Annotated in this window: 7 protein-coding genes; 6 read left to right on the top strand and 1 reads right to left on the bottom strand. The window is 46.8% G+C overall.

What is annotated here, in order from left to right; translation table 11 throughout:
* Positions 1 to 23: 23 nt before the first annotated feature.
* Positions 24 to 2,132, bottom strand: a complete 2,109-nt coding sequence (ligA, locus tag FHW36_RS01385) for an NAD-dependent DNA ligase LigA (RefSeq protein WP_145661099.1) — start codon at positions 2,130 to 2,132, stop codon at positions 24 to 26.
* A 164-nt stretch (positions 2,133 to 2,296) separates the two neighbouring features.
* On the opposite strand from ligA, the gene FHW36_RS01380 reads away from it, so the two are divergent.
* From FHW36_RS01380 to FHW36_RS01355, 6 genes are all read left to right on the top strand, one after another.
* On the top strand, positions 2,297 to 3,016 hold the full coding sequence (locus FHW36_RS01380; protein ID WP_145661097.1) for an NUDIX hydrolase: 720 nt from the start codon (positions 2,297 to 2,299) through the stop codon (positions 3,014 to 3,016).
* 640 nt (positions 3,017 to 3,656) lie between these two features.
* Positions 3,657 to 7,058, top strand: coding sequence for a methylmalonyl-CoA mutase family protein (locus tag FHW36_RS01375; protein WP_145661094.1), 3,402 nt, complete (start codon positions 3,657 to 3,659; stop codon positions 7,056 to 7,058).
* A gap of 193 nt (positions 7,059 to 7,251) precedes the next feature.
* Positions 7,252 to 9,681, top strand: coding sequence for a beta-propeller fold lactonase family protein (locus FHW36_RS01370; protein ID WP_145661091.1), 2,430 nt, complete (start codon positions 7,252 to 7,254; stop codon positions 9,679 to 9,681).
* Positions 9,682 to 9,746: 65 nt separating this feature from the next.
* Positions 9,747 to 11,177, top strand: coding sequence for a glycoside hydrolase family 125 protein (locus tag FHW36_RS01365; RefSeq protein WP_145661089.1), 1,431 nt, complete (start codon positions 9,747 to 9,749; stop codon positions 11,175 to 11,177).
* 95 nt (positions 11,178 to 11,272) lie between these two features.
* A complete protein-coding gene (locus FHW36_RS01360; protein ID WP_145661086.1) occupies positions 11,273 to 13,060 on the top strand; it encodes a MutS-related protein in 1,788 nt (595 codons plus the stop codon).
* 66 nt (positions 13,061 to 13,126) lie between these two features.
* Positions 13,127 to 14,209 (top strand): PA0069 family radical SAM protein, encoded by a 1,083-nt coding sequence (locus tag FHW36_RS01355; RefSeq protein WP_145661083.1) that lies wholly within the window; start codon positions 13,127 to 13,129, stop codon positions 14,207 to 14,209.
* The last annotated feature ends 417 nt before the right edge of the window (positions 14,210 to 14,626 follow it).

The raw sequence follows: 14,626 nt of genomic DNA, 5'->3' as shown, positions 1-14,626 counted from the left end.
GCCGGCAGGCGTTGCAGGTATGATTATTTGTTGATCAAAACGAGAAACTCGTCTTCTGTTAGTATCTTAATAGTATTGATTTTTTTGGCTTTTTCCAGTTTGCTGCCCGCTTCTTCGCCTACTACCAGGTAATTGAGTTTGCTGCTTACGCCACTCACTATTTTACCACCTTCCTGCTCTACCAGTTCCTCGGCTTCACTGCGTTTCAGCTTATGAAGGGTACCGGTAAATAAAAACGTTTGCCCGTTGAGGTTACCAGATACCACTGTCGATTTTTTGGTATTTTCCATGTTAATCCCCAGCGAAGCCAGTTGATGTAACATGGCGATATTATCAGCATTGGCAAAAAATGAACGGATAGATCCGGCTACTTTAGGTCCTATATCTTCCAGCGCCAGTATTTGTTCCTCCGTCCAATGCTGGAGGTCCATAATATTGGTGACTGCATTGGCCAGTGTTTTGGCGGTGGTTTCGCCTACATAACGTATACCCAGTCCAAATATCAACCGGTGCAGCGGCTGACTTTTAGATTGTTCTATAGCGGATTGCAGATTGGTGAGAGATTTTTTGCCAAATCCTTCCATGGCGCCAATCTTCTCAAAGTCGAGTTCATAGATACCGGGAATATCATGCATCAGGCCGGCTGCAAAGAATTTGCGCACATTGCTTTCTCCAAAGCTCTTGATATCCATGGCGTCTTTACTCACAAAATGTATCATTCTCTCTACCACCTGTGCTTCACAGTTGATATTGGTACAACGCCATACACTTTCTTCTGCCGGTTTTACCAGCTTATCGCCGCATACCGGGCAATGGGTGGGGAATACAATTTCCCGCTCACTGCCATCCCTCAGATCAGCTACTGATTTTACAATATAAGGGATTACATCGCCGGCTCTTTCTACCAGCACCGTGTCGCCCAGTTTCAGGTCTTTTTCTTTGATCACTTCTTCATTAAAAAGAGAGATAGATCCTACTGTAACGCCGCCAATAGGTACCGGGTCAATTTTGGCCACAGGGGTAATGGAACCGGTCCTGCCCACCTGGAATTCCACGCTACGCAACTTACTGGTGGCTTGTCGGGCCTTAAACTTATAAGCAATGGCCCAGCGGGGATGGTGGGTAGTCATACCTAGCTTATCCTGTAGATCATAGTCATTGACTTTGATCACCATACCATCAATTTCGTAGGGGAGATTATCACGCTCGGTTTCAAAGAAAAGGCAATAATCAATCACGGCCTGTATCCCTTTTACCACTTTCTTTTCTTTGGCGGGGCTGCGGAAGCCCAGTGTTGACAATAGCTCCAGCGTACCGCTGTGTGTTTGCAGCGCGGCGGGTTCCGATTGCCCTGGGTTCATAGTGTGGTAGCTCATATGATATAGAAATGCTTCCAGTCCGCGTTTGGCCACTTCATTAGGATCCACCATACGCAGGGAGCCGGAAGCGGCATTGCGCGGATTAGCCAGTGGTGGCAGGTTTTCGGCAATGCGTTTATCATTGAAGGCTTTAAAGGTATTTTTATTGATCAACACTTCCCCGCGGATCTCAATCTGGTGAATCCCATATTTTGAGAAGCTGGCCGATAGCGGGATAGAGCGGATCTGTTTTATGTTGGTGGTGATATCTTCACCGGCTACGCCATCGCCACGGGTGGCGCCGCGGGAGAGGCGGTCGTCTTCATATATCAGGGAGATACTGGCGCCGTCGAATTTGGGTTCTATACAATATTCAATTTCGGGGAGGCCTGCGCTTTCCCGTGCTTTACGGTCCCAGTCGAGCAGGTCGTCTGCATTGTAGGAGTTTTCCAGGCTGAGCATAGGTACCAGGTGGGGCACCGTCACAAATTCCTTGGTAAGACCCCGGGCTACCCGTTGAGTGGGGGAGTCGGCGCTGATCAGATGTGGATTTTCCTGTTCCAGTTTCTTCAACCAGGCAAATAGCTGGTCATACTCGTAGTCACTGACAACGGGTTCGCTTTGCACATAATAACGCCAGTCGTTGTAAGCGATCACGCGGCGTAAAGCTTCCAGGGTATTGTCAACGGAATCGAGCAGCCGTTGTTGCTGCAAGTGGCTTAGCAGGTCTTTGGCCAGCTGCGCCAGGGTTATTTCTATCTCCTTTGTGTACATAATGTATGATACTGAAACGTAAATTTAAACTTATCTTTCAGGATAGGGATAGCTGTTCAAAAAATTCGACCCATTTTGTTTTAAATGTGCTTTTTTTTTCTTTCATTTGATTATAATTCCGCACGTTATTTAAAATAACCAATAGCTGTAATTCCACGTTCATTATGATGTCTATGTACACCAAGAACATCAACACGCACCTTGTTGAAATTAAGGATTATTTCAAGGTAGCTATTTCGGTAGATTGTGTCATTTTCGGGTTTAATGATGATGAGCTGAAAGTATTACTGATAGAATCTGACCTCAAAGAATTCAAAGGTAAATGGTCATTGCTGGGAGATATCGTCCGGCCCGATGAGGAGCTGGATGAAGCAGCCTATCGCGTGCTAAAAGAACGTACAGGACTGGATGATGTGTACATGGAACAGGTACAAACCTTTGGCGCTATTCAGCGCCATCCGGCCGGCCGGGTCATTACTGTGGCCTATTACTCCCTGGTCAACATTGAACATGTGGAACTGAAGCTGCATAACAATGAACTGCACTGGCACAGCGTAAAAGACCTGCATGAAATGGCGTTCGATCATAAACAGATCCTGGATACCTGCCATGAACGGCTCAAACAACAGGTGCTGGTACAACCTATTGGCTTTAACTTATTACCCCGTAAGTTTTCCCTCCGCGAACTACAAAACCTCTACGAGGCTATCCTGGATATGGAACTCGACCGGCGTAATTTCCGGAAGAAGTTCCTGTCGATGGATTTACTGATGGATCTGAACGAAGAAGAGGAAGATGTGCCTCATCGTCCTGCTAAACTGTACAAGTTTAATTTCGACAAGTACGACCAGCGCAAGAAGCGCTACCTGGGCATCGGCTTCTAACCTGTTTCTGGTACTTTTTTAGCACGGGGTTGTTAAATAATTTTTATTTATGGTAAAATTTGTATTGCTGAAATCCTTTTCCAGAAAGGATTTAGAAAGGTATATGCCTGCATGAAAATTGCATTGTTAATTTTCTATCGGCCGTGAAAAAAAAGTTTGTTTTTAACAAAATTTTAAGTAAGATTGTGTAAGATGTACACATCCTATAAAACGACTTTACATCAGTTATCACCAGGATCTAAGACGAGTCCGCTCTAAATTTTTTTTGTTGTTTTTGCCGTATGTAGAAAAATTCCATTTAATAAGTTTGAAAGATTACAAAATCATTTGATCAATAGTTTGATTTTATAGTTCCACGTTATGAAACATAAGACTGCTAAGCATTAATGCCTTGTGTCTTAACTTTACACTTTCCCTTGTACAGGCTTTGTACAGGGGAAAGTTGTTTTAGGAAAATACTAACTCATTTTGGTATCAGTTAAAAATTTTGCAACAAGATGAGGCAGGCATTCAATCAATTCTAATTCTGATAAAACCCGCGCCATACCGGCAGTTCAGCCGGTTTTTCCGTAACTTGCATGTCTCACGCAAAGCACTTATGCTCCCTTGCTCCTTTGCGTAACAAAAACCGGTTATTGATATGTCTTATACACCACAAAATAAGGTGCGCATTGTAACGGCGGCCGCTTTATTCGACGGCCATGATGCCGCTATTAACATTATGCGGCGCATTATGCAGGCAAAGGGCGCCGAGGTAATTCACCTCGGACATAACCGCTCTGCTGCGGAAATCGTTGACTGTGCCATACAGGAAGATGCACAGGGCATAGCCGTGACTTCCTATCAAGGCGGTCATGTGGAGTTTTTTAAATATATGTATGACCTGCTCCAGCAAAAAGGCTGCGGACATATAAAAATATTTGGAGGTGGCGGTGGTACTATTCTCCCCGTGGAAATAGAAGAGTTGCATGCCTATGGTATTGCACGCCTCTACTCACCCGATGATGGCCGGCAAATGGGTCTTGAAGGCATGATCGAAGACCTGATCCAGCAATGTGATATAGCCATTAAACCTTTGCCCGCCGGCAGCAATGTAGAAGACATCCCGCAGCTCCGGAAAGATAAGAACCCGAAAATTATTGCCCGCGCTATCAGCCTGGCAGAAAACGATATCCCGGTAGCATTACTCAGCGGACAAAAAGCCCGCGCGGCGGTAACCGTAGATGAAGCAGCTGGCGCACGGATTACATCTACCTCAGGAGAACCCGAAAAATCGCCGGTACTGGGTATTACCGGCACCGGTGGTGCGGGTAAAAGCAGCGTGACCGATGAACTGGTACGCCGCTTCCTGAATCATACTACCGATAAAACTGTTGCGGTTATTTCAGTAGATCCTTCTAAAAAGAAAACGGGTGGCGCCCTGCTGGGCGACCGTATCCGGATGAACTCCATCCATCACCCGCGTGCCTATATGCGCTCCCTCGCTACCCGCGAAAGCGATAAAGCCATCAGCGAACATATACAGGAAGCCATCGACATCTGTAAACTGGCCGCCTACGACTTTATCATCCTCGAAACATCGGGTATCGGCCAGAGCGATACCGCTATCACTGACTACTGCGATGTATCCCTGTATGTAATGACACCGGAATATGGCGCCGCTTCCCAGCTGGAGAAAATCAATATGCTCGACTATGCTGATGTGATCGCCATCAATAAATTTGATAAAGCCGGCGCACTCGATGCCCTGCACGATGTACGTAAGCAATATAAACGCAATCATAACCTCTGGAACGCGAAGGAAGAAGAACTGCCAGTGGTAGGCTCTATTGCCTCCCAGTTCAACGATGCCGGTATTAACCTGCTCTATGAAAAAGTAATGGAGAAGGTAACGGAAAAAGCCGGTATCAGCTTCGGTCCTATGCTACATGAAAGCATTAAATCTACTGCCACTAAATCGCAGATCATACCGCCGGCCCGCGTGCGCTACCTCGCCGAAATTGCCGAAGCCATTGGGGACTATGGCAGCTGGGTAAACGAACAATGCAAACTGGCTACCCAATTGTACCAGGTAACCGGTGTGGCTGCCCTGCAACCTTCGCAGGCCGCTGCCCTGGCTGATATCAAAGTGCACCTGGAAAAGGCCCTGCACCCGGAATGTAAAAAACTGCTAGAAGAATGGCCTGCCCTGGTGAAAAAATACACCGCCGATTTTTATGAATTCCAGGTAAGGGATAAAGTGATCAAACTTCCCCTGTATTCCAAAAGCCTGAGCCATAGCCGGATTCCCAAGGTAAGTCTGCCCAAATACAACGACTGGGGCGATATTCTTCGCTGGCAGCTCACAGAAAATCTGCCGGGAGAATTCCCCTACGCCGCCGGCGTATTCCCGCTGAAAAGGGAAGGAGAAGATCCTACCCGTATGTTTGCCGGGGAAGGTGGTCCGGAAAGGACGAATAAACGTTTCCACTACGTATCACTCGACCAGCCGGCAAAGCGCCTGTCTACCGCGTTCGACAGCGTTACACTGTACGGGGAAGATCCTGCGGTAAGACCCGATATCTATGGTAAAGTGGGGAACTCCGGCGTAAGCATCGCCACGGTGGATGATGCTAAAAAACTATACAGTGGTTTTGATCTCTGTGATCCCAAAACTTCGGTATCCATGACCATCAATGGCCCCGCGCCTATACTGCTGGCATTTTTCATGAATGCCGCCATTGATCAGCAATGCGAGAAATATATCAAGGAACAGGGACTGACTGAAAAAGTGAAATCCCTGATAACCCAAAAGTTCAAAGACCATCCACTGCCACATTACAACGGCGATCTGCCTGCCGGCAATGATGGCCTGGGCCTGCAGCTGTTGGGTATTTCGGGAGAAGAAGTGCTGGATAGGGAAGTATATGAGAAAATTAAAGCCCATGCCCTCAGTACGGTACGTGGTACCGTACAGGCAGATATCCTGAAAGAAGACCAGGCACAGAATACCTGCATCTTCTCTACCGAATTTGCTTTGAAGCTGATGGGCGACGTGCAGGAATATTTCATTACCCAGAAAGTACGTAACTTCTACTCTGTAAGTATTTCAGGTTACCATATTGCAGAAGCAGGTGCCAATCCCATTACCCAGCTTGCATTTACGCTGGCCAATGGATTTACCTATGTAGAATACTACCTGAGCAGGGGCATGAATATCGATGACTTTGCGCCTAACCTGTCGTTTTTCTTCAGCAACGGTATGGACCCTGAATATGCGGTGATAGGCCGTGTAGCCCGCCGTATCTGGGCCAAAGCCATTAAGTATAAATACAAAGGCAACGACCGTTCCCAGAAACTGAAATATCATATCCAGACTTCCGGTCGCAGTTTACACGCACAAGAAATCGATTTTAACGATATCCGTACTACGCTGCAGGCATTGTACGCTATCTACGATAACTGTAATTCGCTGCATACCAACGCGTACGATGAAGCCATTACTACTCCTACAGAAGAGAGCGTGAGAAGGGCAATGGCTATTCAGCTGATCATCAACCGGGAACTGGGTACTGCTAAAAATGAAAACCCCGTGCAAGGTTCTTTCTTCATTGAAGAACTGACCGAACTGGTGGAAGAAGCTGTGCTGGCGGAGTTTAACCGTATTACCGAACGTGGCGGCGTTTTAGGCGCCATGGAAAGAATGTATCAACGGAATAAAATACAGGAAGAAAGCCTGTACTACGAGTCGTTGAAGCATACCGGCGAATTCCCCATAGTGGGGGTAAATACTTTCCTGAATAAAAATGGCTCGCCCACCATTATCCCGGCAGAAGTAATCCGCTCTACTACCGAAGAAAAAGAGTTCCAGATCCACACCCTGGAGGCCTTCCAGCGCAGGCATGAACATAAGAGTGAAGCAGCCCTGAAGCATCTGCAACAAGTAGCTGTAAACAATGGAAATCTCTTTGCCGAACTAATGGAAACAGTGAAGCACTGTTCCCTCGGCCAGATTACCCATGCCCTATATGAAGTAGGAGGGCAGTACAGAAGGAACATGTAAGAAAACATATAAAGCATAAAGCGACTAAGGCGAATAACTTCAGTGATTTTTCCCAATCATTGAAGTTATTCGCCTTAGTCGCTTTATATTTTCAGCTTTTTGCCCTATATTATCTTAGTATTACGTTTGGGCAAGACAGGACGACGACCCGGCTGTTCATTTTATTTTTACCGCTTCACTTATTGAAATCGCTATGAAAAAATTATGTTGGGGCGCGCTGTTGCTGGCCGCCTTGCAGGTAAACGGGCAATCAACTGACACCGTAGCAAAGCGCGTGTTGCTGCCTAATGGCTGGTCTTTAACCCCCGTGGGGCATTCGCTGCCATTAGGCGATCTTCCCTTGAATATGGTGGTATCGCCTTCCGGGAAATATGTAGCCGTTACCAATAATGGACAAAGCAAGCAAACCATCCAGCTGCTCGATGCGAAAAAAGAACAGCAACTGGATGAAGTTATCATTCCTAAAGCCTGGTTAGGACTGGCTTTCAGTAAAGATGAGCAGAAGCTGTATGCATCCGGCGCCAATGATAATGTGATCTGGCAATATTCCATCAATAATAATCATTTGCAGGTAACAGACAGTATCCGGTTGGGTTTGAGCTGGCCAAAGGAAAAAATATGTCCTACCGGCATGGTGGCCGATTACTCACGTAAACGGCTATACGTAGTTACAAAAGAAAATAATGGTTTGTATATTATCGACCTGCAAACGAATAAGGTAAATACCCGTATTCCCTTGTCCGCTGAAGCTTATACGGTAGTCCTGTCTAAAGATAAAAGTAGCCTGTATATTTCCCTGTGGGGCAAAGATGAAGTGGCCGTATTTGATCTGGAAGCACAGAAATTACAGCACCCCATTGCTGTAGGTAGTCATCCTAATGAAATGATATTGTCAGACAATGGGAAATATCTGTATGTGGCTAATGCCAATGATAATGCTGTATCGGTGATCCGCACAGCAGATCAGAAAGTGATAGAAACGCTGCAAACAGCACTGTACCCTGATGCGCCTACCGGCTCTACTACAAATGGCCTGGCTTTATCTGCCAACAATCAACAATTATATATTGCTAATGCCGACAACAACTGTCTTGCTGTGTTTGATGTATCCAATCCCGGTAAAAGCCGTTCCAAAGGTTTTATTCCCGTGGGTTGGTATCCCACCTGCGTGCGGATGATAGGACGCAAGCTATGGGTAGCCAATGGAAAGGGATTTACTTCTATGGCCAACCCCGATGGTCCTAATCCTGTCAGCAAAAAAGATGAAAGCGGCTCCCACCAGGGGAATACCCGGAAAGACAGGCCTGTACAGTATATTGGCGGACTGTTTAAAGGTACCCTGTCAGTTTTTAATACACCGGATGATGCCCTGCTAGCCCGCTGGTCGCGGTTGGTGTATGAAAATACTCCCTACAACAAAGAAAAAGAGCGTATTGCTGCGGGAGAAACTGGCAACCCTATTCCCAGGGAAGCAGGACAAAGTTCTCCCATCAAATATGTTTTCTACATTATTAAAGAAAACCGTACTTACGACCAGGTTCTGGGTGATATAGCAGCAGGAAACGGCGACAGCAGCCTGTGTATTTTCCCCGACCGGATTACCCCTAACCAGCATAGCCTGGTAAAGAATTTTGTGTTGCTGGATAATTTTTATGTAGATGCAGAAGTAAGCGCCGATGGCCATAACTGGAGCACAGCCGCTTATGCTACCGACTATGTGGAAAAAACCTGGCCCACCAGCTATGGTGGCCGTGGTGGTACGTATGACTACGAAGGCAGCCGGAAAATAGCTTATCCTAAAAAAGGATTTATCTGGGACTACTGTCACCGCGCGGGTATCAGCTACCGTACTTATGGAGAATTTGCAGGGAAAGGTAAGGCATCGTTAAAATCATTGGAAAATAACTTCTGTACTGATTATCCTTCTTTCGACCTGGGTATCCAGGATGTGGCCCGTCAGCAGATATGGCAACATGATTTTGATTCCCTGTTGGCTATCGATGCGCTGCCTCGTTTTAACAGTATCCGCCTGGGCAATGACCATACCAGCGGCATGAGGAAAGGGGCTTATTCTCCTTATGCTGCTGTGGCAGACAACGATCAGGCGGTGGGGCAGCTGGTGGATTACATCTCCCATAGTAAGATATGGAAGGAAAGCGCCATTTTTATCCTGGAAGATGATGCCCAAAATGGTCCTGATCATATCGATGCACATCGCTCCACAGCCTATGTTATCAGCCCCTATATAAAAAGAAAGTCAGTAAACCATAATATGTACTCAACTTCCGGTATGTTACGCACTATGGAGCTGATCCTGGGTTTACCTCCTATGAGCCAGTACGATGCGGCGGCCACTCCTATGTGGGAACTGTTTACCGCCACCCCTGATCTGGCGCCTTATACAGTATTGCCAGCCCAGGTAGATATCCATGAAAGAAATATGGCCTGGAATGAAAGCGCCCGCCGTTCTGCTAATTTTGACCTGGCGCATGAAGACCGGGTGCCGGACCTGGAATTGAATGAAGTGGTGTGGAAGGCCGTCCATGGCGAACATGCGGTGATGCCAGCCCCCCGGAGAAGTGCTTTTGTGAAGTTACAGGCTGCGGAAGAAGAGGACGATTGATAAATCGATTAAGCAAATCCGGGAAACTTTTCTATTTTAGGGCTTCCTAAATTCAAAAAAACGTTATGGTTGCAAGGAGAGATTTTCTTAAAAACAGTGCACTTGTAGCAGGCGCTGTTGGGCTGGGACTGCCCAAAACAGTATTTGGATGGGCGGGGTATACTTCCCAGCGCCCTCCACTGGCAAAGCGGAAATTCACCAGTGAAGCCGTGGAAAAGACCATCGTGAAGGTGAAATCTCAGATTGCAGATACGAAATTGGGATGGTTATTTGAAAACTGCTTCCCTAATACGCTCGATACCACGGTGAGCTTTAAAATGGACAATGGTAAGCCAGATACCTTCGTGATTACCGGTGATATCAATGCCATGTGGCTGCGCGATTCTTCCGCCCAGGTTTGGCCTTACCTGCCATTGGTGAAGGAAGACGCCAAGCTGAAAGACATGGTGGTGGGCGTGATTAACCGTCAGACTAAATGCATCCTGATTGATCCATATGCCAATGCTTTCAATGAAGGGCCTACCGGCAGCGAATGGGAGAAAGACCTTACGCAGATGAAGCCAGAGCTGCATGAGCGTAAATGGGAGATCGACTCCCTCTGTTACCCGGTACGGTTGTCTTATAATTACTGGAAGATCAGTGGCGACAATACTCCATTCGATGCTAAATACAAGCAGGCAGCCCAGCTGATCGTGAAAACGTTCAAGGAGCAACAGCGTAAAGAAGGAAAAGGTCCTTACAAATTCCAGCGGGTATCGGCCGTACAATCAGATACGGTGGCCAACGGCGGATGGGGGAACCCCATTTCCCCAGTGGGGCTAATCGTATCTATTTTCCGCCCATCGGACGATGCTACGGTATTTCCATTCCTGATCCCGTCCAATATGTTTGCCGTAGTATCCCTGCGTCAACTGGCCGAAATCAGTGAAACTATTTATAAAGACAACACCTTTGCGGCAGAGTGTACGGCGCTTGCAGATGAAGTTGACCGCGCCATCAAGGCCCATGCTATTGTGGAGCACCCTAAACTGGGCATGATGTACGGCTTTGAAGTAGATGGCTTCGGCAACCGTTTGTTCCTCGATGATACCAATGTTCCCAGCCTGTTGTCGATCCCTTACCTGGGTTATACCGGTGTAGATGATCCGCTATACCAGGCTTCCCGTCACTTTGTATGGAGTAATTTCCAGCCCTGGTTTTACCGCGGTAAATACGGTGATGGTGTAGGTAGTCCCCATACCGGCATTGACTATATCTGGCCAATGAGCATTATCATGAGAGCGCTGACCAGCCATGATAAAGAAGAAATAGCCGGCTGCATTAAAACCCTGCGTAATACGGACGGCGACACTGGTTTTATTCATGAATCTTATCAAAAGGACGATCCAACTAAATTTACCCGTCCATGGTTTGCCTGGGTAAATACTTTATTTGGTGAACTGATATTGAAAGTGAGCCAGGAATACCCTGATTTGCTGAAAAGACAATATGCTTAAATAATCCAGGTCAACTGAAACCAGGGATTTTGTGGTTTATGTTCAATAAATTGTGAACGTAAACTTCAAAATCCCTGTTTTTTATTAGTAATACTATGTCAAAAACCGTAGCAGCAATATACCAGCAGAGAATTGTACAATTCCAGGAAGCCATCAGGAAGGAAAAGCGATTAACATCTACCCTGGCCTGGTGCAGGCTGGCAGCCTTCCTTATAGCGCTGTCGGGCGTGGTATTGTTTTTCAGGAATGGCTGGGAAGGCGCCTGGCTGGTGTTGTCTGCCATCGGATTAGTTGCTTTTGTTTTTTTCCTGGTACGTTATTCAAAGTCGCAGCAACGACTACAGTTATACAATACTTTATTGGATCTCAATCAGAAAGAGAAAGAGCTGGTTACCACCGGGCAATCGGGGTTCGACAACGGTAATGAGTTCGTGAATGACCAGCATGATTTCAGCAGTGACCTGGACGTATTCGGTCCTTCTTCTATTTATCAGCATATTAACCGTACGGGAACGCTGTCGGGCAAACAGGAGCTGGCAGTGGCGTTACGGCAACCGTTACAGGATACTGTAGCAATAACTGATACGCAGGAAGCATTGAAGGTATTGGCGCCGGAATTGGAATTCCGGCAACTGCTCACCGCTAACGCGTTGCTGGCTAAAGAAGAAGAAAGCGATCGCCGGGAAATTTACGCCTGGCTGGAGATGCCCATCCAGTTTCTGAATAACCGGTTGGTGAAAGTGGCCATCTGGGCAAGCCCGTTGCTGGTAGCGGGTGCAATCGTGGTGAATATCCTGACGGGTCACTTTTACCCGTTGCTGATATTGATCATGATTAACTGGTTATTACTGGGGGCCAGTCAGAAGAAAATTATGTCGCAATATGTGTTGATGGCTCATAAAGAAAGAATACTGGATAAGTTCTCCGTTTTACTGCAACTGGTCAGGAAAGGTTCCTTTGGCGCATCGCGGTTACTGTTACAACAGCAGGAAACAGCCCAGGAGGCCGATGTGGCCTTGCGGCAGTTATCACGTGTAAGCGGGGCCTTTGATCAGCGTTTGAACCTGCTGGTCGGAATAGTATTGAATTCTGTGATGCTGTATGACTTTCACTGTATCCTTCGCCTGGAACGCTGGAAATTGAAACATCGCCTGCATATCACTAAATGGTTTGATGTAGTTACCCGGCTGGAAGTGTGGAATAGCCTGGCCACTTATGCCTATAACCATCCGGAATTTACCTGGCCTGCGCCTCAACCTGAGGGGCGTGTAATGGAGGCTGTTGCCCTGGGCCATCCGCTGATACCGGCTTCCGACTGTGTCAAAAATGACGGGGCCGTTGGGGAGAAAGATAGCTTTCTGATTATCACCGGTTCCAATATGTCGGGTAAGAGCACCTTTTTACGCAGTGTGGGCACCAACCTGCTGCTGGCTATGTGCGGCGCGCCGGTATGTGCAGAGCAGATGCGGTTTACCCCCATGCGTTTAATGACATCTATGCGGATCAAGGATTCCATTGCCAGTCATACTTCCTATTTCCAGGCGGAGTTGCTGCGCCTGCAGCATATTATTCTCCAACTGAAGGCCGGAGAACGGGTATTTATCCTGCTTGACGAAATTCTGAAGGGGACCAACTCAGAAGACAAGCTGTCTGGCTCCCGCAGCCTGATTGAGCATTTTCTCCGGTTTAACTGCCTGGGAATGATTGCCACACATGACCTGGAGCTGGGCCACCTGGAAGATAGTTACCCTGGCCAGATCCGGAACTATTGCTTCGAAAGTACCATCCAGGACGATCACCTGTATTTCGACTACCGTATCCAGGAAGGGATTGCCCGTAACAAGAATGCTACTTTCCTGATGAAGCAGATGGACATTATTTAAGCGGTCTCATAAAACAAATTATTTGAATAACTAAATATTTTAGTAGTTTTACTAAAATATTTAGTTATGACTTTGCCATTCCAGGAAGGGGAATCTGCACCTCAGTATTACAAAGGCCGGGGTGCGCAGATAAACCCTAAGAACAGGTTCCTGGCAGATGAATATGCCCAGGAACACGCCGAAGGTATTGACGAGTGGTGGCAGGCAGATGTACCAACCCAGGTATTTGAAGAGCATGCGAAAACGCTGGTCAATAAAGTGGATAGTCCGGATGTGGGGATGTGGTTTTCCATGAATCCCTACCAGGGCTGCGAACATGGTTGTATTTACTGTTATGCACGTAATACGCATCAGTACTGGGGACTGAGCGCTGGTCTTGACTTTGAGCGGAAAATCATTGTAAAGCATAATGCGCCGGAACTGCTGCGGAAATTCCTGGATAATAAGAACTGGGTGCCTAAGCCGATTTCATTATCGGGCAATACCGATTGTTATCAACCCGTAGAGCGTAAGATGTGGCTTACCCGGCAACTGCTGGAGGTAGCGCTGGAATACAAACAGCCGGTGGGAATCATCACCAAAAACTCGCTGGTGCTGCGCGACCGTTACCTGTTGCAGCAGCTGGCACAAGATAACCTGGTTTGCGTATATGTGTCTATCACCACGCTTGACGAGGATCTGCGCCAGAAAATGGAGCCCCGTACCACTACGGCAGCACAGCGCTTAAAGATCGTAAAGGAGTTGAGTGATGTTGGTATACCCGTTGGCGTTATGACTGCGCCTATCATTCCAGGATTAAACGACCATGAAATTCCCCGGCTCCTGGAGGCGTCTGCGGCCAATGGTGCTAAGTATGCCGGATATACGGTGGTAAGGCTCAACGATGCGGTGAAGATCATTTTCAATGACTGGCTCTATAAAAACTTCCCGGACCGGGCCGACAAGGTATGGCATCACATAGAAGGTATGCACGGAGGAACGGTGAATGATAGCGAATTTGGCAGGAGGATGAGGGGAACAGGCAATATTGCTGATTTGATTAAGCAGCAATTTAAAATTCATACAAAGAAAAACGGGATGAACCAGGAACGCTTCGAATTCAATACAGACGCGTTTCGGCGGCCGAATGCCCAGCTAAGTTTGTTCTGACTTTCTCCCAAAGAAAGTGGCAGTTTGAACTAATTGTTAAGTCCACGAAAAAAGTAGGGTATTTTTTTGTGTAATAAAAAAAATAAAAATTATCTTTGTTGAAAGAACAAAAAATAACTGTGCAACTTATATCAACATACGAGTTTTCAGCGATGGCCTGCAAGCAAAAGCAGGTCAAGGCCAGATTGCGGGCGTGTTGCACCGATTGTTAACGATAGAAGAAGTTATCAAACGATATAAACAAAAGTCCCGCACTAAATAAAAGTGTGGGACTTTTTGCTTTAGAAGCAGTAATGAAATGACGACATTGAAAGAATTTCAAGCGATAACTGTAATGCAAGAAAAATGCGCCTCATGGCGTAAACGGGATGGCTTTGCCTTAAAAAAGCCATACGGACAAGGTATGCGATAGTGTGA

It is taken from the genome of Chitinophaga polysaccharea, assembly GCF_007829335.1.
In the GTDB taxonomy this organism is placed as follows: domain Bacteria; phylum Bacteroidota; class Bacteroidia; order Chitinophagales; family Chitinophagaceae; genus Chitinophaga; species Chitinophaga polysaccharea_B.
The sequence above is the reverse complement of the archived record's forward strand: the minus strand, read 5'-3'. Positions and strand labels throughout refer to the sequence as shown.

Coding starts and splice junctions, on each gene's coding strand:
- FHW36_RS01355 (WP_145661083.1), top strand. CDS start 13,127: ATGACTTTGCCATTCCAGGAAGGGGAATCTGCACCTCAGTATTACAAA.
- FHW36_RS01380 (WP_145661097.1), top strand. CDS start 2,297: ATGATGTCTATGTACACCAAGAACATCAACACGCACCTTGTTGAAATT.
- FHW36_RS01375 (WP_145661094.1), top strand. CDS start 3,657: ATGTCTTATACACCACAAAATAAGGTGCGCATTGTAACGGCGGCCGCT.
- FHW36_RS01370 (WP_145661091.1), top strand. CDS start 7,252: ATGAAAAAATTATGTTGGGGCGCGCTGTTGCTGGCCGCCTTGCAGGTA.
- FHW36_RS01360 (WP_145661086.1), top strand. CDS start 11,273: ATGTCAAAAACCGTAGCAGCAATATACCAGCAGAGAATTGTACAATTC.
- FHW36_RS01365 (WP_145661089.1), top strand. CDS start 9,747: ATGGTTGCAAGGAGAGATTTTCTTAAAAACAGTGCACTTGTAGCAGGC.
- ligA (WP_145661099.1), bottom strand. CDS start 2,132: ATGTACACAAAGGAGATAGAAATAACCCTGGCGCAGCTGGCCAAAGAC.